Here is a 21,476-nt window from a genome sequence, read left to right as displayed (position 1 = left end):
AAGGCTTATAACCTAAGTCAGGATTTTCCAGCTATGGCTATTTGACAACAAAGCCTAGGTTATGGATGGACCGATGGAACAGGATGTGATCCTCTCGCAGGCAATGCTGCTGTTGCGAGAAGCTGACGTGCGGATCACTGGTGGCAATCTTGACGCACTGTCGCTGACCGCTCCGGACCACAAGGTTTGGGAGGTGAAGGTCTACTTGGCCAGTACTCCCCCGACCCCCAGCAAGCTGCACACCATTCTCGAACGGGGGCTTCGGACGCTCGTCGTCACATTCCGTCCAACGGAGCGACTCACGGAAACGGCGCTCCACGGCAAGGTTGACCTCATCACCATCGCACCAGTGTCCGTCATCATCGGTGGTGTTCAGCGTCTGGAACCACGCCGTACGGCTGAAAGCGCCGGGAAGACCCACGGGCGCGCACCCTGGGGACGCTGGGCGCTACTGCGCGCTCTTGCCCTCGCGGACGGGCCGCAAACCCAGACGGGGCTCGCTGCAGCGGCCGGCATCAGCCAGCCGGCCGTGAACAAACACCTAAGAACGCTGGAGGCGTTCGTCGAGAGGGACCGCTGGGGCTGGAAGGCTCATGACGTTGACGCCATCGTCGCGTGGTTACTGGACAATTACCCCGGCCCACGTGGCGTGACATCCTACTGGTATGGGCTGGACTCCACAGCTGAGCAAGCCAAGAAGGCTGCAGAGTTTGCCCAGGAGCTGGGTGCGTCGCCGTTGGTCTCTGGGGACGCCGCAGCGGACCTTTACGCGCCTTGGCGACTGCCGGGCAGTGCCATCGTCTACCTCCGCGAGGCCGTGGACTTCACCGACGCCGGCTTCGCACCCGCGGCCCCGGACGAAGCAACCCTTATCGCCACCGTCCCCGAAGACTTCACGCTCTGGGCCACCGCGGCGCTGGCGCACCGTCCGGAGGGGATCCCGCTAGCCGACCCACTGGTCACGCTTCGGGATGTCACGGCCGGGGACGCCGTCGATAGCAAAGAGGCAGCTGACCACCTTCGCAAAGCCATCGTTGCGAAGGCTGCCCGATGAAGACCATCAACGTCATCTCCACGTCCAACGCCGCAAACCTTGGGTACCTGGCCCTGGCGGACGTCGCCGACGCGGCTACTGGCCTGGACCTCGGCGAATATCGCATTGTGGGCGGGCACATGGTCCAACTGCTCTTGCACGTCTACCCAACGGAGGCTGCCACGCAACGAAGTACTGCGGATGCGGATGCTGGCATCCAGCGAGCCACAGCCGCCGGCCAGGCGCTGCATGAGCGCCTTCTGGATCAGGGCGGCCGTGGAGCACTTCGGTGATGAAGGCATTGCCTTTTGCTGGCTTGGAACTTCGGGTCGAGATTACGAACCTGCGTATTCGCCAACGGCCAGGGTCGAAATCCCGTCATACTTTGTGGAGCTAAGGAGATTCGAACTCCTGACCTCTTCGATGCGAACGAAGCGCTCTACCAACTGAGCTATAGCCCCTGGACCGGGCATTTGCGGCCCGGCCAGTGTCCCTAGGCTACAAAGTTTTCCGATGCTTTTCCAACCACGACACGAACGTCTCCCTGCCATACCTCTGGCCCGGGATCAGGTTGTGTCCAGCACGCAGATAGGCGCCCATGGGTCCCGGCAGCGGAAGCTCCAGAACCTTGCCATGTGCCCCTGTGGCAGCCTTCCACGCCTCGGCCATATCCCGCATGGTCAGCACCTCAGGGCCACCCACAGTGCGCAGTCGGTGCAGTTCTGGAGAGGGACCTTCCAAAGCGGCCTCGAGCAAGGCGGCTGCAACGTCGTCAGGGGCGATCGACTGGAATTTGGCTCCCTTGAACGTCGGGATCAGGCGGACCTTCGCTCCCGCAGCAAAGATGGCCGCCACGAGGCTGTGGAATTGCGTTGCCCGTACCACCACTGTCTCCAGCGGCGACGTGGCATATACACGTTCCTTATCCGCCTTTGAGACGTAGAACGCGTAGGTGCTGAGATCGCAATTGATGATCGACAACGCCACAGCTTTGCCTGCCCCGGCTTGGTGGGCAGCGGCAAGTAGCCGTGCACCGCCGTCGGCGAACTGCTTCTGCGCCCTGCCGAACTGACCCTCAAGGCAATCGATGACGACGTCGGTTCCCGTCAAAGCGGCTGCCAGGCCGTCACCTGTGGTGACGTCGCCCGCAAAGTAGGTGGCGCCGTCGTGATGATTTGCTGAGTCCGGCGCAGGCACACGGCGACTGACCGCCGATACCGTGTGTCCCGCAGCGAGGGCGAGGCGAACAACTTCCCGACCCACCTGACCGGTGCCACCGGCAACGCAGATGGCCGTCATTGGCCGTTAGGCGCGGCGGCGCTGAAGGACGTCATCCAAGTTGCTAAGGGCACTTTGGCCCTTGGCAGCGGCACGTGCGTGGACCACCGCAGTGGCCTCGGCTTGCTCGGTGCTCTGTTTGAGGACCGGCTTGCCGACTGGCTTGGGCGCTTCGGGAAGGTCAAGCGGTTCGGGAGTGGGACGCGTAGCTTTGGCAGCGCCGACGTAAGTCGGCTTCGGGACCTCAACAGGCTCCCAGCGATCTCCCTTGGCGTCTTCCGCCGTTCGCACGGACTTGTCTCCGGCGGCAACAGCCACAGCCAATGCGGCCTGGCGGAGTTCCACGGCGGAAAGCCGCGCGGCCTCACGGTTGCCCGCCTCGGCATCGAAAACCCTGGTTTCCTTCGACTCGACCGCGGTTTCCTTCGGCAAATAACGCGCTGGCGTTGGAAACGTCACCGACTGTGCGGCGCGGCGCGCGCGACGTTCCCGAAGGTCCCGCAGAGCGAGCCTACGCAAAGTGACGACGGCGAGCACGGCACCGACCAAGGAAATCAAAGGAAGCCAGATGGATCCCCTGCCGAAAAGAGTCAACACCCCGGATGTAACAGCTGTCAGCAGCAAGGCCAAGCCCGCCAACGCCAACGTCAGCCTGGCATAGCGGATGGTGAAGGGTGTGTCGGACGAATTTCGAGTGGACGACCGGACCATGCGGGACTCCTGGGGCGACTCAGGTGCTTTGCTGTGCATGGTCTCCATCGGTTTCTCCTGCTGAGGTGCCAAGGTCAAAACCACCCCTGCCTGCGTTTCGTCCGGTTCGTCGTCAAAAGCCTCTGCCGGAACAGTGGCCGTTTGGACTTGTTGCCGCCTGTTCCGAAGAACGTACGGTGCCACCCACACAATCCAGAGCGCAACAGTGACAACGAGTATCACTGAGCTGCTGAGAGGGAAGTCCACATTCAAAACCGTAGAAGCAAATTGTCAGGGGCAGCCGCATTGCCGCCGGTGTGTCGCGGGCGAGTCCGCAATTGAATGGAGATACAGCCGAAAAGGGCCTATGACCTGCCACTTCTTCCTCGTAGCCAAGTCTCGAGGAGCCCTTGGGGCACTTCCTCGGAGGTGAGTGCAAAGGAACGGTGATCTGCCCACTCACCGTTGATGTGAAGGTACCGTTGCCGGTAGCCCTCATCACGGAATCCGAGCTTCTCCACCACCCTCAGGCTCGGGCCATTCTCCGGACGGATGTTGATCTCCATGCGGTGCAGGCCCAGGATCCGGAAGCAGTGGTCTGTAGCCATCGCAACGGCTGTCGGTGCGATACCATGCCCGGCCCGCTCCTTGTCCACCCAGTATCCGAGAGTAGCCATCATGGCTGAGCCCCAGACGATCGATGAGACCGTCAGCTGCCCAACGATTCTGGGCTCACGAAATCCCGGCGTCCGCTCTGTGATGAGGAACGGCAAGGCAGTTGCCTGCCTTGCCTGTTCGTTCAAAGACGCCACCATCTGGCGGTAACTGGGCAAGCGACCGCCGGGAGCAGGATTTGATGCCTCCCACGGGGCGAGCCATTCGCTGTTGCGCGAACGGACCTCCGACCATTCCCGCTTGTCGCGGTACCGGATGGGCCGAAGTACAAGGCCCTCGCTTTCCAGCGTTGCCGGCCAGATAGCAGAGCCGTACATCCGGTGTTACTTGGGGAGCGAGGCGGTGAAGTCCGGCAGCCACTCACGCAGCTCGGGGCCGAGGTCGTCACGTTCGCAAGCCAGCTCAATGCAGGCCTTCAGGTAGCTCAGCTTGTCTCCGGTGTCGTAGCGACGGCCACGGAAGACCACGCCGTACACGCCGTAGCCCTCACCTTCGCCGGCAGCCAAAACCTCGAGTGCGTCCGTCAGCTGGATTTCCCCGCCACGTCCAGGCGCAGTGTTTTCCAGGACATCGAAAACTGCCGGGTGCAGCACATAGCGGCCGATGACGGCAAGGTTGGACGGCGCTTCTTCGGGGGAAGGCTTCTCTACGAGCTGCTTGATACGGACGTAGCCGTCTTCGCCGTTTTCCACGATGTCTGCGCAACCGTAGGCGCTGATCTTGGAGGGCTCCACTTCGATGAGCGCGACAACCGAACCACCGGTTTTCTGCTGGACAGCAATCATCTCGCTCAGCAGGTCCTCACGGGGATCGATGAGGTCATCGCCCAGGAGGACGGCGAACGGCTCGTGGCCAACGTGCTGCCTTGCACGAAGGACCGCGTGGCCGAGGCCGTTGGGATCACCCTGGCGAACGTAGTGGATGTCGCCCAGGTTGGTGGCCGACTGAATGGCCTCGAGCTTGGACGTGTCCCCCTTTTCCGCCAGCGTGGCTTCCAGCGCAGGCACTCGGTCGAAATGATCTTCCAAGGCACGCTTGTTGCGCCCGGTGATCATCAGGATGTCGTGCAGGCCCACCTTCACCGCTTCTTCGACGACATACTGGATGGCTGGCTTGTCAACCACGGGCAGCATTTCCTTCGGCATCGCCTTTGTGGCGGGGAGGAACCGGGTACCAAGACCCGCTGCGGGGATGACGGCCTTACGGACAGCATTGTTATCGAGAGTCACCGGACTAATGTAACGGAAGGAACACACCAACGGGTAAACCCGTACCGTGCCGTGGCTTGGATCAAGGCGCTGCAGGGGGCTGTTTCGCGACTCTGGCGGCTCCCGGTAATCAAGAATGGACTGATATGGCATCCAAAGAAGAAATCCGAACCGATCGTCGCCAGTACCGGCGCACCTTGCTCCCGGAACAACGTGCGGCCGCGGGAGAAGCACTGGCACGTCTTGGAACGGCCTGGGCGGGAAGGATTTCCAACGAAGCTCCAGCCACCTTCGCCGTCTACTTGGGCGTCGCCTACGAGCCACCAACCAAACCGCTCATCGCCGCACTGCACGAGGCCGGACACCAGGTTCTTCTTCCGGTATGTGAGCCGGATCGTCAGCTGAGCTGGGTCTACTGGACGCCGTCGACCACTTTTGTCCGCTCAGCATACGCACCGATCGACGAACCGGAAGGTGAGCGTTTTCCCAGCTCGCTGATTGCCAGTGTGGCGGGCATTTTCCTTCCCGCCACGGCAGTGGACAGGACCGGAAACCGCATAGGACAGGGCGGCGGCTATTACGACCGCCTGCTTCAGGGCCTTGAGGCCACAGGAGTACGGCCGCCGACCATCGCCGTGGTGTACGACGACGACGTGTTGCCTCCGGGCGCTATTCCCGCCGAGGCTTTTGATCGCCCGGTGCCCGAAGCATTGACGCCGTCCGGCGTCGTGGGCCTCGCCGGACACGGATGATAGAATTAGCACTCAGGCCCTGCGACTGCTAAGGCGGAGATTCTCCGATTCGGCTCCACAGGACCTGAACTTTGTCCTGAAGGAGGAACTCAGTGCCCACTTACGCCTACGCCTGCAAAGACTGCGACCATGCCTTTGACATCGTCCAGTCCTTCACTGACAGCTCCCTGACGGAGTGCCCGGAATGCCAAGGCTCGCTGCGTAAGAAGTTCAACAGCGTTGGCGTGGTCTTCAAGGGATCAGGTTTCTACCGCACGGACTCCCGCGACTCCAAGAGCAGCAGCACGGTGTCTGCAGCGCCGTCGACGGCTGCCCCCGCCGCCCCGGCCCCCGTGGCCGCAGCCAGCTAAGCAACTTATCCACATAGGGTCATCGGCCACTGTCGTGCGGCCGAACCCCGTGACTAACGTGGCTGCATGCTGCTGAAGTCACCACATGCCTCACTGTTCCGCCCAAGGCCGTCGCGCCGGAGCCATTCGGGTCCTGTCAGGCGTCGACCACCGGGCCGACCTTCGCAGCGCCCCCTTCCGCTGAGGTTCAGTTCGTGGCTGACCAGAAACCGCAGACTCGCGGTGGCTCTGTTGTTGTGCCTTGCCGCCGGCATGGCCGTCCAGCAATTGACGCCTGCGTCCGAACGACGCGTCAGTCTCCTCGTTGCTGCACACGACCTGCCAGCCGGTGCCAGCCTTGCCGAAGCCGACTTCGTGAGCATAGGCGTGCCACCGGACATGGCCATCTCCGGAGCGTTTGACACTACGTCCGCTCTCGCCGGGAGGCAGCTGGCCTCTCCCCTGGCCAAAGGCCAGATCCCGACCGAATCCAGTCTGCTCGGCCCTGGGCTTCTCACTGGGGCAACAGTTGGCACAGCGGCCGTTCCCCTCCGGATGGCCGATCCCTCGTCCATTCAGCTGCTGTCCCCCGGTCAACTCGTAACAGTGGTGTTGACAGCCTCCGGCTCCTACGACGAGTCCAGGGCCAGTGAGGTCCTGGCCGGCCCCGTCCCGGTGCTGTGGACCTCCGCGCAGGGCGGCAAAGCCGGCGAATGGCTCGGAACGAGCGACACCGATGGACTCGTAGTGGTCTCCGCAAATCCCCAGCAAGCAGAAAAGCTTGCCGGCGCGTCAACGCAGGGCAAGCTTTTCTTCGTGCTGGTCAACCCGTGACGGACTCGGCGGTCCTGGTCAGGGGTCGACGTCGATCAGCCCCAGTGCGGGGGCTTCTGTTCCTTGAGCCATGCATCATGGTCATAGTTGGATTCGTCGCCCCAGCGGCGCGGATCGTCTTCAGCGGCTTTCTTCGGCAGGATGCCTTCTGCAACCGGCTTCGCAGCGGGCGCAGCAGCGTCAGATGCCTTCTCACTCATATCCGGCTGAACCGTTTCTTCCGTTGCCGCGTGTTCCTGGGCCGCGTCCTTGGCTGGCGCGCCGGCATTCGGGCCGGAGCCTTCGTCAATCACTCGGATCTCTCTTCCATCTTCTGCGTCACTGGAGGAGCGCTGTTCTCCCAGGGACTCCCTCGTCGGCGCTTGGATTCCCGCGTTACGTGGAAACCGGGAATGCAGGGCTTCCACGGTCAATTGTTCAACATCCATGTCCAGGAAGCCATGCTGCGGAACCTGGGCAGCTGGTGGAATATGGTTTTCAAGCCCGAGATAGGACCCTATGCGGTCCGCGCAGGAAGACGGATCGGTGAAGACCTCGATGGTCCACAGGGACAAGTAACGCCATCCCATGCGCTCCAGCAGCTGAGGACGAAGACGGCTGCGTTCACGGACACTCATCCGCCGATACCGCTCGGTTCCATCCGATTCGATCGCCACGGGTGTGGGAATTTCCGCGCCTTCGCGTCCGATGGTGTGCACGGGGTCGGCGGCAGCAGCGATATCCAGGACGCCATCGTAAAGGTGCCAAACCCGGGCACCACGTGCCCGCAGCCGGTCGCCGAGGTCTGCGACCAGGGGGTCCTCCCCCAACGCCTGCTCGCTGGCCACCGCACGGGATGCCGGTGTTCCAAGGTTGCTGTTTCCGGACAGCTCCCGGTCCAGCAATTCGTAGAAGTCGATTGCACCGTGGGCAAGGCGGTCGAGGTCAAGGTCCTCAGGCCGGAAGCAGCTCAGGACGTGCATGGACCGCCGGGCGCGGGTCATGGCGAGGGCAAACCTGTTACGGCCGCCCTCACTGGACAGAGGGCCAAACGAGTGCAGAGCCCGGCCATGGGGCGTGCGGCCATAACCCAAAGAGAAGATCACATGATCGCGGACAAGGCCCTGAGCGCGCTCCAAGTCCACTACCCGGAAGGACTCCGGTCCTGCCCCAAAGAATGCAGACAGGAGTGGGTGATTGGGCAGCTGAAGGCGGATGGCTTCGCCGATGCGCGCAGCGTGCCGCAGGCTTGCGGTCACCACGGCCAACGACGTACGGGGACGCAGCCTCGCGTGTTCGAAGACCAGGTCCACCACACGGTTGACCTCAGCGGTGACGGACTCCACGCCTTCATGATCAGCGCCGGGCAATCCGGTCCCATCAGGGATGTACTCCACCAGAATCGAGCGATCCAGCCCCGTGACCGATTGGCCGTCCGGAAGGCGACGGAGACCGCCATCGTAGTAGTTCTTGCTCAACTGCAGGACCAGGTCCTCATCGACGGCCCGGTACACCCAATTCAGCTGCCATGTCGGCAATACGCGGGCGAGTGCCTTGAAGGCGCTGTCAACGGCCTCGTGGCTGGCCACGCCGGCCACCGGAGGCTCCACCGCCACACTGAACGTGCGTGCGTTGGCGATCTTGGCATCACCGAAGGCAATGACCTGTTTGGCACGCGCAATGGCCGGCAAGACCGCTTGGAGGGACGTCGATTCGGCGTCGATGATGACCGCCGCATCAAACTTCTGTTCAGCAGGCAAAACCCCGGTCAGCAAGTAGGGGCTGACGGACCACACAGGAACCAACAAGGGCACGAGCGCAGGAGCCTGCGCACTCAACGCCGGCAGCGTTACCCGCCCGTCCTTGAGCAACGCGCGGAGCAACTCGGCCTGTCGCGGGTGCTCCTGAATGCCTTGGCGCCACGTCTCGGCCAACTGCCACCGAAGCCGGGCAGCTCCGCTGGCGATGTGGGCCTGGTCTGCCAGTCGGAACTCTGCTTCCAACTGGCGGAGAGAGTCGCCGTCGGACATAGCCAGATAGTCATCGCCGCTAATCATGGCTTCGAGCGCCGACTGCCACCAAGCGAGGTCCAACTCGGCGGCCACGGACGAGGCCGGAACTTCCCGCGCGGCAAGGTCGGTCAACAACTCCCCGAGCCCGTGCTCACGCATCTCTTCAATGAGAAGCGTGCGCTCGGGAAGGGTCTCCAACGTGGCGGTATCGGCCACCAGACGTTCGAGCCGTTCCATGAGCTGCAGGTACCGGGTGTCGTGAAGGGAACCCCCAGCGGAGGTGTGCTTCAGGGACTCACCCAGGCGACTCAGGTCCCCATCCAATTCCCGGTACAGGGCTCCGAGATCGGCCAAGCCGGACGGCACGGCCGGATGGCGCTGGGTTGTGGCGTAGTCCGCCCACAAAGCGCGCTGGTCCTGTACCAGAACCAAGGAACTGTGGAGATCTGCGATGTGCACGCCCGGGCGGACATATTCCTTGGCAACGCGGCGCAGCCTGGAGCGCTGCATGGACGGCATCTCGAGATTTCGCTCCCGCCGCCAAGCCGAACTTGCGGTGGCTGAAATGAGGTCGTGTACCGGCCGGTCGAAGATATCGGGGGTGAACTTGTCCAGGCTCTCCCGCACCGCAATGAGAAGCTCGAGCTGGGAACCCCACTCCGTAAACGTTTCGCCCAGGCGGATTTCGGCGTGATCGGAAACCTGCTTCATGCGCTCACGCAGGACAGGCAGTTTCTCCTCAGCGGCACGGGCAAGCTGCTGCGCTTCTTCGGTTTCTTTCCTGGTGACGAGTCGCGCCCCATACCAGGGACTCGACGTCGAAGCGCGGCTGAAGCTACCCAGCTCGGCAGCCCGTCGCAGACGACCGGCAAGTTCTTCGCGGTCCTTGATGTTGTCCAAGACACTGCGCTTCAAACGCACAGTGGTTGCAGGCGCAGGATGGATCGACGTCAGTTCGGCAAGGGACTGCATGGCCTGGTACGGGGAGCAGCCCCAGCGTTCGCGGACGTTATGTAGCGAAGCCACATGGTCCGTCAGCGCATGGCGATGTCCTGTGAGGGTCTGGTGCAGATTGCCCAACTGCGGTTCGAGAGCCTTCTCGTTGCGCATGATGGCCCGAACCAACTGGCCCTTGAGCTGCTGCGGCGTGGTGCCATTGCCCGGGCGGAAAAGCATCGATTCGAGACCCAGAGATTCCAGGTGCGACGAAAGGCCAGCGAGGCTGGACTGCCTGTCGCCCACCACCAGGACGGACTTTCCTTCGCTGACCAGGGCACCAATCGCATTGATGGCCGTCTGTGTCTGGCCGCTGCCAGGCGGTGTGCTGACAACCAGCGAATCCCCGGCTCGGACGGCGTCCACCACGTACTGCTGGTCGGTGTCGGCATCCAGCAAAAGGAGTTCATCCGCAGGATCACGCTCGTCCAAGCTGGCGAACCTGCCGGCTTTGATCGGTTCCGGCTCAATGTCACCGCCATTGGCAGCTGTGGCCAGCGCCGCCACAATTGGATTGTTCTGGTTGATCCAGGGATCATCCAGGTTTCCCGAGAGGTCGGCGAGCGTGGTGACGAGCAAGTTGAATTCAACCTCTGCGCCATGGATCGGCTGCACCAGAGTTGCGATGCGGTCCAGGACAGGCTGGGGATCGAGCCGCGCAGTGTTGTAGGCCATGCGGGCCACTGCGTTCACGTCGAAAACAATTCCGTGAACAGTCTTCAAATGACGGACCAGCGCCGGGTTCATCCGTGCCTGCTCCGTGAGCTGCAGTTCGAAGTCATCTTCCCCCGGGCGTACCGTGAGAACGATCGACGTCAGCATGACAGGAGCCGAAACACGCTGCGGTTTACCGCCAACAGCCGAGGTCCACACCACCGTGCCGGACGACAAATACCCGGCCTCGATGCCGCGGTCATTACTGAGCTCAAAGATCTTGGACCGGATGTTGCGGGCCGCCCGGGCGGCCACCAAGTACTGCTGGCGGTCCCGAATCAGAGTGGAGAGGCGCGTGCGGCGCCCCGCGAGCAACTGCGCAAGCCCCGATGGGTGCGCATTGCTCAGGTCAATGGCGCCTTCGGGCGTCTTGACGAAGCGCAGCATGGTGTCCGCCCCGGTGACGGGCTTAAGCCCCGACAGCCATTTCCGGAGCTCTTCGGAGCCCTCTTCGTGGCCTTGACCTACTGACACAACTGCTGCCTTCTTTTCTGTACTAGCTTTAGACGCCTTGGACCATACCGGCATACTTTCGAGGGTAGCGGGAATACGCGTGCAGCCCGGTTCGCAACACTGTGCCAGCCGAAATTTGCCGTCATTTCACAGCCGGCAGCGGCGTTCTGCCCGGAAAAGCACAATGGCCGGCCTCCTGGAAGGAGACCGGCCACTCACAGTGCTATTCCCACTCGATGGTTCCCGGCGGCTTGCTGGTAACGTCCAGCACTACGCGGTTCACTCCATCAACCTCGTTGGTGATGCGGTTGGAGATCCGGGCCAGGAGATCGTACGGCAACCGCGACCAGTCCGCCGTCATGGCATCTTCGGAGGACACCGGACGAAGCACAATCGGGTGGCCGTAGGTGCGGCCGTCGCCCTGGACGCCGACGCTGCGGACATCAGCCAACAGCACGACTGGCATCTGCCAAACGTCGTTGTCCAAACCGGCAGCGGTGAGTTCTGCACGCGCAATGGCGTCAGCCTTGCGCAGCAGGTCCAACCGCTCCTTGGTAACTTCGCCGACAATGCGGATACCCAGACCGGGACCCGGGAACGGCTGGCGACCGACGATTTCCTGGGGCAGGCCGAGCTGCGCACCAACGGCACGGACTTCGTCCTTGAAGAGTGCCCGCAGCGGCTCAACGAGCTCGAACTGCAGGTCCTCGGGCAGGCCACCAACGTTGTGGTGGCTCTTGATGTTCGCAGCACCTTCGCCGCCGCCGGATTCGACGACGTCCGGGTACAACGTGCCCTGGACCAGGAATTTGATCTTCTCGCCCTCGGCAGCGGCCTGGGCGATGATGGCCCGCTCCGCCTCCTCGAAGGCGCGGATGAATTCGCGGCCGATGATCTTGCGCTTGGTTTCGGGATCGCTGACCCCAGCCAAAGCCGACTGGAAGCGTTCCTGCTCGTTCGCGACATACAGGTTGACTCCGGTGGCGGCCACGAAGTCACGTTCAACCTGCTCGGCTTCGCCTTCACGAAGGAGCCCGTGATCAACGAACACACACGTCAGCTGGTCCCCCACGGCCCGCTGGACAAGTGCAGCTGCAACGGCAGAGTCAACGCCACCGGACAGGCCACAGATGACCTTGGAGTCGCCGATCTGCTGGCGGATGCGATCCACCTGCTCCTCAAGGATGTTGCCGGTGGTCCAGTTGGGGCTCAGCCCTGCTCCCTTGAAGAGGAAGTTCTCCAACACCTGCTGGCCGTGCACGGAGTGCTTGACCTCGGGGTGCCACTGGACACCGTAGAGGTGCTTTTCTTCATTGGCGAAAGCGGCAACCGGCGCACCGGCAGTGGTAGCCAGCACTTCGAAGCCCTCCGGGGCCTCATGTACCGAGTCGCCGTGGCTCATCCAAGTGTTCTGCGAAGCCGGTACGCCATCCAGGATGGAGCGGGCGTCGCCCACCGTGGTGGCTTCCGTGGCGCCGTACTCGCGGAGGCCTGTCTGGGCAACTTTGCCACCCAGCGCATTGGCCATGGCTTGGAAGCCGTAGCAGATGCCGAAGACGGGCACCCCGGCTTCGAAGAGGTCGGCCCCGACGCGGGGGGCGCCCTCAGCGTACACGCTCGAGGGTCCGCCGGACAGGATGATCGCTGCGGGGTTCTTGGCCAGAAGCTGCTCGGTGGTGAAGGTATGCGGAACGATTTCCGAATACACATTCGCTTCACGGACGCGGCGGGCAATCAGCTGCGCGTACTGGGCACCGTAGTCAACAACCAGCACCGGCTTCTGGGAAGTCTGGGGTGCGGTGGGAGTAGTCACCAACCTAGACTACTTTGCCGGGCTGCCCCGGTGCACGTTGGGAGGGGCTGCCAGAGGCCAAACAAGGCCCGGCCGTAAGGCATCTCACACCCGAATGCCTGTCAGTACTGCTATCGCAGCCCCGGCAGTCGGCAAACGCAGCCGCCAAGCCCAGCCGCCAAAGCAGCCCGCCAGCGCAGCCCACTGGACCTAGTAACGCTTGGACGCCTGCGGATTCGCTGCGAGCTCGGCCTCCACCTGCGCGTGGAACTTCTTCTCCACAATGAAGGACATGAGCGGCACGACGCCGCCCAGGGCGAGCAGGACGAGCTTGGAGAACGGCCAGCGGAGGAGCGACCAGAGCCGGAAGTTGGAAATCAGGTAGACCACGTACATCCAGCCGTGCACGATCAGGACGGTGGTGGAGATGTTGAAGCCGCCGATGACGCCCTTGGGTTCAGACTCCCCGAATCCGAAACCGAACGGCTGGCCCGTCACGGCGTCGGTACCGCCGGCGAACAGCGAGACACCAAACCCGTAGCGCGCAGCAAGCTCGGCGCAGAGAAGCAGGAGCATGGCACCGGTGAGGTAGGCCATGACCTTGTAGAACTTCAGCGCCGAACGGATCTGGGCTTCCGTTCCACCGAATCGACGCTTCTTGGGCTTGGATCCGGACTGTTCGGGCTGGATGGCCGGCTTGGGCTCAATCATTGCTGCACCTTTTGTTCTGGCTCTGGGTTAGTTGGTTCATTGTTGTCGAGGTGGTCTTCGTCGTCGTCGAAGTCGTCGCCTTCGAGGTCCCGACGATAATCATCGGCAACCATCCGCCACCAGATGTAGAGGGCGAATCCGGCGAAGACCACCCACTCCACCGAGTAGAAGAGGTTCAGCCAGTTGACCTGCTGGGCCGGGGGCTGTGCCGGGATATTCAGGGGCTTCAACTCGTCGCGCGCGTCAACAGGCGCGCCGCCGGCGGTCTCCGAGGTCGCAGCGACGAATCCCGGGTAGCTGGAGACTTCCCACTTATTGATGAGTTCCGCTACGGAAACTGCCGACGCCCGGCCTGGACCGGCGTCGACGTTTGGCAGTGGAGCTTCAGACGGCAGCAGGCGGCCGGTCACCGAGATCGTGCCCGACGGCGGAGGGCCGGCTTGGGCGGCATCGGCAACCCAGCCGCGGGCCACCGGGATCCATGTCCCAGGCGACGCCGCGACGCCCTTCAGCGCAGGGGCTTTGTCCACGGCAAAGGCGGAGACAATCCAGAAGCCCTTCTGGCCGTCGTGCAAGCGACCCTCAACGAGAACCTGCTTGGCGGGGTCGTAGCTTCCGGTGGCGCTGACCATTTGGTCCGAAACGGACCCCGGGAAGAACTGCCCGGGCTGCAGGACATCCAGCAGTGGTTTCACTTCTTCGATGCTCGTGGGCACGGGGGCATCGTGTTGCGTGGACCGGCTGAGCTGCCACTGGCTGAGCAGCACAAACACCCCGGACAGGAGAAGCGCAAAGACGAGTCCTGCGATCCAGCGGGGTTTGAGCGCGGTTTTCAACACCCCTTAACCGTACTTCGTCCGGCTGTAGAACAACGAACCGACCAGGGGGCTGCAGGGTCCGTTTAGTGGTCGAAGAAGACCAAGCTGGAGTTGATGAGTTCCGAGATGACCTCGGTATCGTGAGCTCGTCGAAGTGAATCGCGGAACGATTCCTTGGACAGGGACCGGGCCAAGGTGGCGAGGACTTCCAAATGGTCCGAGAAGGAGCTCGCCGGGGTGGCTATGAGCAGCACCAACGTGGCTGGGCCGTCGGTGGCCCCGAAATCCAGTGAGTGCCCGAATTTGGTGACCCCCACCGCGATCGAGATCCGGTCCACGAATTCACTGCGTGCGTGCGGCAGCCCGATGCCGCCCGGAAGGCCCGTGGCCAGCTGGTGTTCGCGCGAGTGGACCTGCTCCAGGAAGCCTTCGAGGTTGGAGATCCGACCGGCAGCGTAGAGCCGCTCCGCCAGCTGTGCCGCAGCGTCGATCTTATCCGTGGCAACGAGTTCGAGAATGACGGTCTCGGGCGTGGTCAGTTCCGCGTCATACCGGTCAAGTGGTTCAGCCAAGTCGTCTTCCCTCCAGTGTGGCCTCCCGGCCGCAGTTCCTTGAGCTGGTCAGCGAAGGGGAACGATGTCGTCGACACCCATGCGTGCGGCATCGGCCGATTCGTCATCGGGTTGCTGCTGGCTGAGCCGCTCAGCTTCCACCCGTGCCAAGTAGTGCCTGATTTCGCTTTCCCGCTGCGCCTCGCTCCAGCCAAGGATTTCTCCCATCAGCTTAGCGACTACCGGCACTGCAGACACACCGCGGTCCCACGCTTCGATCGAGATGCGTGTACGGCGAGTCAAAACGTCGTGAACGTGACGGGCACCTTCGTGGGTGGTCGCGTACACCACTTCCGCCGCCAGATAGTCATCCGCACCCGGAAGCGGGTTGCCCAGTTCGGGTTGCTCTGCGATGAGTTCCAGGACCTCGTGAGCCATGGAGCCGTAACGGTTGAGCAGGTGTTCCACGCGTGCCACGTGGACGCCGGCTTCCTCGGCCGAGCGTCCGCGACGGTTCCATGCGGCCTTGAAGCCTTCTGCCCCGAGCAGCGGGATGGTCTCGGTGCAACTGGAAGGGACGCGCTCGTCCATGGCCCGGGTTGCTTCGTCAACGGCGTCCTTGGCCATCACGCGATAGGTGGTGAATTTGCCACCTGCGACGACCACCAGGCCGGGGACAGGGTGCGCCACCACATGCTCGCGCGAGAGCTTTGCGGTGGAATCGTTCTCGCCGGCCAGGAGCGGACGAAGGCCGGCATAGACGCCTTCGACATCCTCGCGGGTCAGGGGCCGCTTGAGGACCTTGTTAACGTGCTCCAGAACGTAGTCGATGTCCTTGCTGGAGGCGGCCGGGTGTGCCTTGTCCAACTTCCAGTCCGTGTCCGTGGTGCCGATAATCCAATGGCGTCCCCACGGGATCACGAAGAGTACCGACTTCTCGGTGCGCAGGATCAGTCCGACGGTCGACTGGAAACGGTCACGCGGCACCACCAGATGGATGCCCTTGGATGCCCGCACTTTGAGCTGGCCACGATCCGTGACCATGGCCTGGGTCTCGTCCGTCCAAACACCGGTGGCGTTCACCACTTGCTTGGCCCGGACCTCAAAGACGCTGCCGTCTTCCTGGTTCTCCAGCTTGGCGCCAACCACACGCTCCCCCTCACGGAGGAAATCAACCACGCGCACACGGTTGACGGCATGGGCGCCGTAGTGGGCAGCCGTGCGGACCAGGTTGACCACCAGCCGGGCGTCATCCACTTGGGCGTCGTAGTAGCGGATGGAGCCTACAAAGGCGTCATCCTTCAGGCTGGGCGCAGCCCTCAGCGTGCCACGCCTGAAGAGGTGCTTGTGCATGGGTACGCCACGACTGTGGCCCGACGTGAGGCCCAGTGTGTCGTAGAGCATGATGCCCGCCCCGACGTATGGCCGCTCCCACACGCGCCGCGTCAAGGGGTAGAGGAAGGGCACAGGCCTGACCAGGTGCGGTGCGATTTGCTGGATCAGCAGGCCGCGTTCCTGCAGTGCCTCCTGGACAAGGCCGAAGTCCAACATTTCCAGGTAGCGCAGACCACCGTGGATGAGCTTGGAGGATCGCGATGACGTTCCGGATGCCCAGTCGCGGGCCTCGACGATTCCTACCGTCAAGCCGCGGGTCACGGCATCGAGCGCCGCACCGGCTCCCACCACGCCGCCGCCGACAATCAGGATGTCGAGCTCCTTGCCGGCTTCGGCGGTGGCTTTCAGGACGTCAATTGATGCGGCCCGGGCTCCCGGGCTCAAAGCTCCCGGGCTCAGTGCTCCCGGGGAACCCGCCTGCGGACCGCCTGCGACATTGCTCATCGGACCCCTCCTCAAATGCAACAGCTGATAGTCCCCTACCCTACTTGTTGCCCGGCCCGATTGGCAGGAGTCCTAGTTGCCCGCGTAGGGCGACACCACGACGTCCACTCGCTGGAATTCCTTGAGGTCCGAGTAGCCGGTGGTGGCCATGGAACGGCGCAGCGCACCGATCAGGTTTGACGTACCGTCCGTGTGGTGGCCCGGCCCGAACAGGACTTCTTCCAGCGGACCGACAGTGCCAACGTTGACGCGGTCACCGCGGGGAGATTCCAGGTGGTGGGCCTCCGGGCCCCAGTGCCAACCACGGCCGGGAGCTTCTTCGGCGCGGGCCAGGGCGCTGCCGAGCATGACGGCGTCTGCACCCATGGCGATCGCCTTGACGATGTCGCCGGAGCTGCCCATGCCGCCGTCGGCAATCACGTGAACGTAGCGGCCGCCGGACTCGTCCATGTAGTCGCGGCGGGCGGCGGCGACATCGGAAATGGCAGATGCCATGGGAGCGTGGATTCCGAGGGCACGACGCGTGGTGCTGGTAGCGCCACCGCCGAAGCCAACCAGGACACCAGCGGCGCCGGTGCGCATGAGGTGCAGAGCAGGCGTGTAGCCGGCCGCGCCGCCAACGATCACAGGGACGTCGAGTTCATAGATGAACTGCTTGAGGTTCAGGGGTTCGTGCGTCTTGGACACGTGCTCAGCCGAGACGGTGGTACCACGGATCACGAAGATATCGACGCCGGCCGCTACCACGGTCTTGTAGTGCTCCTGGGTGCGCTGCGGCGTCAGGGAACCGGCAACAGTGACGCCTGCAGCACGGATTTCAGCGAGGCGGGAGCTGATGAGCTCCGGCTGGATAGGGGCCTGGTAGAGGTCCTGCATGCGACGGGTCACTGCAGGGCTGCTGGTCTCGTCGGCGAGGTCTGCGATCTCGTCGAGGACCTTCTGCGGGTTTTCGTACCGGGTCCACAGACCTTCGAGGTCCAGGACACCGAGCCCGCCGAGGCGGCCCAGCGCGATGGCCGAATCCGGCGACATCACGGAGTCCATGGGTGCACCGATCACGGGCATATCGAACTTGTACGCGTCAATCTGCCACGAGACAGAGACGTCCTTCGGGTCGCGTGTCCGGCGATTCGGAACGATCGCGATGTCATCCAGGGAGTAGGCACGACGCCCACGCTTGCCACGGCCAATCTCAATCTCATAAGTCACTGCTCGAGTTTATCCCACACGGGGCACGGCACCGGCTTCGTTCCGATCGCCGGACTACGGGGTGTTTCGGCTCGTCTCGTCTGCCGTGAGCTGGGATTCGAACATCCGGAAGTACCGTCCGCGCAGGGCGACCAGTTCTTTATGGGTACCCTGCTCAGCGATCCGGCCGTCCTCGAGCATGTAGACCACATCGGCCTTTTCGATGGTGGCCAGCCGGTGGCTGATGGCGATGATGGTGCTGCTGCGGTCAGCAAAGAGACGTGTGAAGATCCGGTGCTCAGCCAACGCATCGATGGCAGACGTGGGTTCGTCCATGACCATGAATGAGGCGTCCCGGTAGAAGTTGCGGGCCATGGCGAGCCGCTGCCATTGACCACCGGACAGCCCACTTCCCTTGCGTCCGCGGGGATCCTCCATCCAGTTGCTCACGTGGTTTTCCAGTCCGTTGGGCAATTTGTTGATGAAGTCCATGGCCTCGGCATCGGAGGCTGCACGCCTAATGCGCTGATCGTCCCGTGGTTGGTCCACATCGCCGAGATATATGTTCTCGGCCGCCGTGGCGAATTCATATTTCAGGAACTCCTGGCTCAGAACCGCCAAGTGCCTGTGCCAGCTGGTGACATCGATCCCGGTGAGGTCAACGCCGTCGAGCAGTACCAGGCCGGAATCGGGCCGATACAGTCCCGCCAGGATACGGATCAAGGTGGACTTGCCCGCACCGTTCTCACCGACGATCGCAATGTGCTGGCCAGCCTTGATGGTGAGTGAGATCCCCTTGATGACCTCAATGTCGCTGCCCGTATAGCTGAAGCGAATGTCCCGCATTTCCACGGTGGACGGCGACTCCACCAACGGCGGCTCGTGGCCGCTGGGAACAGGCAAGGCCATGAAGAGCTCGTAGTCTTTGAGGTTCGCAAGGTCCTCATCGATGGAGCTCAGTGAGGACACCAGGTTATTGGCCGTCGACAAGGCCCGGCTCACAATTTGCTGCACATAAAGGAACTGGCCTACCGGCTGGGCCCTCGCGATGATCTGTCCTACCACCCAGATCAGCGAAACGACCTCTGCACCGTACTGCAAAGCGTCTGCGGCCAACTGCTTGGGGATGTATCGCCTCTGGAAGTCCAGTCGCCTTCGCTCGTCCGCGTCGCGGAGCCGGGACCGCAGGTCCATCAGGTACCCCACAATGCCGTACAGCCGCATCTCGGCGATGTGCTGGGGCCGTAGCAGGTTGGTCTCGATCATGCGGCGCTGCCGGCGAGAGTCCACTTGGGTATTCCAATGCGCTATCTGCTCGCGCGACAGCTTGAACTGCAAATACACGCTGGGCACAATCGCGATCAGCACGATCACGGCAATCCACCAGCTGACCAGCAGCAGCGCACCGATGGCCAGAATCACTGAAACCAACTGCGTGAAGATGGCGGCGATCCGGTCCAGGACGCGGGCGTAGGAGTCCGAGAACCGCTTGGCGCGGTCGTAGAGGTCCACTGTTTCCTTGTCGTCATAGCGCCAGAACTCGAGCGCCAGGAAGCGCTCGTACATCATGTCGCCCACGATCGCGCCCACTTTGAAGCTCATGAGCTGCTGGATGTAGCGGTCAACGCTGCTGAACGCTCCCCAAAACAGGCCCAGCGCCGCGGTGACGATGACGTACAGAACGGCCCGCGGACCGGCGTCAGGATCCCCCGCATAGCCTGCCGCCAGCGCAGTGGTGGTCAGAGCGGCGAAGTATGTGGTGACCAGCGGCAACGTGGCCGAAATCAGCGAACCGGCCACCTTCATCATGACGGCAACAGGGGAGGCTTTGAAGCTGACTTTCAAAACCTGTCCGACGGCGCGCGCGTACGGCCGGAGTGCCAGCTTGCGGGGCGGCGCCTTGCTCAGCCGGACCGACTCCGGATGCCGTGGTTCCGCGGGCTTTTCAGACATGACCTCAGCCTATTCCCAAGGACCGACATTCAGAGGCGGCATTAAACAGCTGTTCCCCGCGGATCACTCCGCGGGGAACAGCTTCAATCGTCTAGCGGGAACCGTAGTTCGGTGCCTCGACGGTCATCTGGATATCGTGCGGGTGCGATTCCTTCAGACCAGCCGGCGTGATGCGGACGAACTTTCCGCGGGCCTTGAGCTCGGCGATGGTAGGAGCACCGGTGTAGAACATGGTCTGCCGGAGGCCACCGACCAACTGGTAGGCCACAGAGGCCAGCGGACCGCGGAACGCGACGCGGCCTTCGATGCCTTCCGGGATGAGCTTGTCATCGCCGGAGACGTCGGCCTGGAAGTAGCGGTCCTTGGAGTAGGACGTGTTCTTGCCGCGGGACTGCATGGCGCCGAGGGAGCCCATGCCGCGGTAGCTTTTGAACTGCTTGCCATTGACGAAGATGAGTTCGCCCGGAGACTCTTCACAGCCGGCCAACAGGGAGCCGAGCATGACGGTGTCCGCACCGGCCACCAGGGCCTTGCCGATGTCGCCCGAGTACTGCAGGCCGCCGTCGGCGATCAGGGGGACGCCGGCCGGAATGGCTGCCTTGGCGGATTCGTAAATGGCGGTGATCTGCGGAACGCCAACACCTGCCACCACGCGGGTGGTGCAAATGGAGCCCGGGCCAACGCCTACCTTGATGCCGTCGGCACCGGCGTCGATCAAGGCTTGGGCGCCTTCGCGGGTTGCTGCCTGGCCACCGATGATATCCACGTGCGCTGCAACCGGGTCAGACTTCAACCGCGTGATCATGTCCAGGACACCCTGGGAGTGGCCGTTGGCGGTGTCAACGAACAATGCGTCCACGCCGGCGTCGATCAGCTTCATGGCGCGCTCCCAGCCATCGCCAAAGAAGCCAATGGCAGCGCCAACGCGCAGGCGGCCTTCGTCGTCCTTGGTGGCCAGCGGGTACTGCTCTGCCTTGGTGAAGTCCTTGGTGGTAATGAGGCCCTTGAGGCGGCCCTGCTCATCGACGAGCGGGAGCTTCTCAATCTTGTTCGTGGCCAGCTTGTGCGAGGCTTCCTCGCGGCTGATGCCCACGTGCCCGGTGATGAGGGGCATCTTGGTCATGGCATCGCTGACGCTGCGCAGCGGGAATTCCGATTCCGGAATGAAGCGGGTGTCGCGGTTGGTGACGATGCCCAGCAGGCGCCCGTCAGTGTCCACTACGGGAAGGCCGGAGACACGGTAGCGGGAACACAGTTCGTCCAGTTCCTGCAGCGTGGCCTGCGGGCCAATGGTCAGCGGGTTGGTGATCATGCCGGACTCGCTGCGCTTGACGCGGTCAACGTGCTCAGCCTGGTCGTCGATGGACAGGTTGCGGTGAACCACGCCCAAACCGCCCTGGCGGGCCATGGCGATGGCCATGCGGGACTCGGTCACCGTGTCCATGGCTGCAGAAAGCAGCGGAGTCTGTACCGCGATGCGCTTGGAAATACGGGATGACGTGTCAGCCTCGGACGGGATGACATCGGTGTGGCCGGGAAGCAACAGGACGTCGTCGTAGGTCAGGCCAACAAAGCCAAAGGGATCGTGTTCGGGCTGGGTCATGAGTGTGCGCCTCTTACCTGGGTTCTGGGGGGCTTAACTGGTAGGGGTTGCAACTGATGACCAGCCCG

At 63.1% G+C, this 21,476-nt stretch carries 18 protein-coding genes and 1 tRNA gene; 5 read left to right on the top strand and 14 right to left on the bottom strand.

Annotated elements, in window-relative coordinates; genetic code table 11:
- Nucleotides 1–73: 73 nt before the first annotated feature.
- Together ACIQC5_RS02555 and ACIQC5_RS02550 are read left to right on the top strand one after the other, a co-directional pair.
- Nucleotides 74–1,054 (top strand): ArsR family transcriptional regulator, encoded by a 981-nt coding sequence (locus ACIQC5_RS02555; RefSeq protein ID WP_400278172.1) that lies wholly within the window; start codon nucleotides 74–76, stop codon nucleotides 1,052–1,054.
- Nucleotides 1,051–1,326, top strand: a complete 276-nt coding sequence (locus tag ACIQC5_RS02550) for a hypothetical protein (RefSeq protein WP_400278171.1) — start codon at nucleotides 1,051–1,053, stop codon at nucleotides 1,324–1,326. The genes ACIQC5_RS02555 and ACIQC5_RS02550 overlap by 4 nt, the downstream gene beginning before the upstream one ends.
- Before the next feature lie 95 nt (nucleotides 1,327–1,421).
- Here ACIQC5_RS02550 and ACIQC5_RS02545 read toward each other — a convergent pair.
- From ACIQC5_RS02545 to galU, 5 genes are all read right to left on the bottom strand, one after another.
- Nucleotides 1,422–1,494: transfer RNA gene (locus tag ACIQC5_RS02545), tRNA-Ala, on the bottom strand.
- Between the two features lie 37 nt (nucleotides 1,495–1,531).
- Complete coding sequence (locus tag ACIQC5_RS02540) at nucleotides 1,532–2,332, bottom strand: SDR family oxidoreductase (protein WP_400278170.1); 801 nt, start codon at nucleotides 2,330–2,332, stop codon at nucleotides 1,532–1,534.
- 6 nt (nucleotides 2,333–2,338) lie between these two features.
- Nucleotides 2,339–3,268, bottom strand: a complete 930-nt coding sequence (locus ACIQC5_RS02535) for a hypothetical protein (protein ID WP_400278169.1) — start codon at nucleotides 3,266–3,268, stop codon at nucleotides 2,339–2,341.
- 98 nt (nucleotides 3,269–3,366) lie between these two features.
- Complete coding sequence (locus ACIQC5_RS02530) at nucleotides 3,367–3,993, bottom strand: GNAT family N-acetyltransferase (RefSeq protein WP_400278167.1); 627 nt, start codon at nucleotides 3,991–3,993, stop codon at nucleotides 3,367–3,369.
- 6 nt (nucleotides 3,994–3,999) lie between these two features.
- Entirely contained in the window at nucleotides 4,000–4,905 is a 906-nt protein-coding gene (gene galU, locus ACIQC5_RS02525) for a UTP--glucose-1-phosphate uridylyltransferase GalU (protein WP_400278166.1), read from the bottom strand.
- A gap of 125 nt (nucleotides 4,906–5,030) precedes the next feature.
- Here galU and ACIQC5_RS02520 point away from each other — a divergent pair, with 125 nt between their 5' ends.
- The 3 genes from ACIQC5_RS02520 (at nucleotide 5,031) to ACIQC5_RS02510 (ending at nucleotide 6,799) form a co-directional block, all read left to right on the top strand.
- Nucleotides 5,031–5,636 (top strand): 5-formyltetrahydrofolate cyclo-ligase, encoded by a 606-nt coding sequence (locus ACIQC5_RS02520; protein ID WP_400278165.1) that lies wholly within the window; start codon nucleotides 5,031–5,033, stop codon nucleotides 5,634–5,636.
- Between the two features lie 92 nt (nucleotides 5,637–5,728).
- Nucleotides 5,729–5,986 (top strand): FmdB family zinc ribbon protein, encoded by a 258-nt coding sequence (locus tag ACIQC5_RS02515; protein WP_400278163.1) that lies wholly within the window; start codon nucleotides 5,729–5,731, stop codon nucleotides 5,984–5,986.
- Between the two features lie 222 nt (nucleotides 5,987–6,208).
- Entirely contained in the window at nucleotides 6,209–6,799 is a 591-nt protein-coding gene (locus tag ACIQC5_RS02510) for an RcpC/CpaB family pilus assembly protein (protein ID WP_400278162.1), read from the top strand.
- Between the two features lie 35 nt (nucleotides 6,800–6,834).
- Here ACIQC5_RS02510 and ACIQC5_RS02505 read toward each other — a convergent pair whose 3' ends face one another.
- The 9 genes from ACIQC5_RS02505 to guaB form a co-directional block, all read right to left on the bottom strand.
- Nucleotides 6,835–11,028, bottom strand: coding sequence for an AAA family ATPase (locus ACIQC5_RS02505; protein WP_400278161.1), 4,194 nt, complete (start codon nucleotides 11,026–11,028; stop codon nucleotides 6,835–6,837).
- Nucleotides 11,029–11,176: 148 nt separating this feature from the next.
- Nucleotides 11,177–12,766, bottom strand: a complete 1,590-nt coding sequence (guaA, locus tag ACIQC5_RS02500; RefSeq protein ID WP_400278159.1) for a glutamine-hydrolyzing GMP synthase — start codon at nucleotides 12,764–12,766, stop codon at nucleotides 11,177–11,179.
- 189 nt (nucleotides 12,767–12,955) lie between these two features.
- Entirely contained in the window at nucleotides 12,956–13,456 is a 501-nt protein-coding gene (locus ACIQC5_RS02495) for a DUF3817 domain-containing protein (protein WP_400278157.1), read from the bottom strand.
- Nucleotides 13,453–14,295 carry an SURF1 family protein gene (locus tag ACIQC5_RS02490; protein WP_400278156.1) on the bottom strand — a complete coding sequence of 281 codons (843 nt, stop codon included), beginning with the start codon at nucleotides 14,293–14,295 and terminating at the stop codon, nucleotides 13,453–13,455. The genes ACIQC5_RS02495 and ACIQC5_RS02490 overlap by 4 nt, the downstream gene beginning before the upstream one ends.
- Before the next feature lie 62 nt (nucleotides 14,296–14,357).
- On the bottom strand, nucleotides 14,358–14,846 hold the full coding sequence (locus ACIQC5_RS02485; protein ID WP_400278154.1) for a PTS sugar transporter subunit IIA: 489 nt from the start codon (nucleotides 14,844–14,846) through the stop codon (nucleotides 14,358–14,360).
- A 48-nt stretch (nucleotides 14,847–14,894) separates the two neighbouring features.
- Nucleotides 14,895–16,664 (bottom strand): glycerol-3-phosphate dehydrogenase/oxidase, encoded by a 1,770-nt coding sequence (locus ACIQC5_RS02480; RefSeq protein ID WP_400278153.1) that lies wholly within the window; start codon nucleotides 16,662–16,664, stop codon nucleotides 14,895–14,897.
- A 72-nt stretch (nucleotides 16,665–16,736) separates the two neighbouring features.
- Nucleotides 16,737–17,873 (bottom strand): GuaB3 family IMP dehydrogenase-related protein, encoded by a 1,137-nt coding sequence (locus ACIQC5_RS02475; protein ID WP_400278152.1) that lies wholly within the window; start codon nucleotides 17,871–17,873, stop codon nucleotides 16,737–16,739.
- A gap of 54 nt (nucleotides 17,874–17,927) precedes the next feature.
- On the bottom strand, nucleotides 17,928–19,805 hold the full coding sequence (locus ACIQC5_RS02470; RefSeq protein WP_400278150.1) for an ABC transporter ATP-binding protein: 1,878 nt from the start codon (nucleotides 19,803–19,805) through the stop codon (nucleotides 17,928–17,930).
- Nucleotides 19,806–19,896: 91 nt separating this feature from the next.
- Nucleotides 19,897–21,408, bottom strand: coding sequence for an IMP dehydrogenase (gene guaB, locus ACIQC5_RS02465; RefSeq protein WP_400278148.1), 1,512 nt, complete (start codon nucleotides 21,406–21,408; stop codon nucleotides 19,897–19,899).
- Nucleotides 21,409–21,476 lie beyond the last annotated feature (68 nt).

This window comes from Paenarthrobacter sp. NPDC092416, assembly GCF_044755025.1.
Taxonomy (GTDB): Bacteria; Actinomycetota; Actinomycetes; order Actinomycetales; family Micrococcaceae; genus Arthrobacter.
Note: the sequence above shows the minus strand (reverse complement) of the source record. Positions and strands in the feature narration are given on the sequence as shown.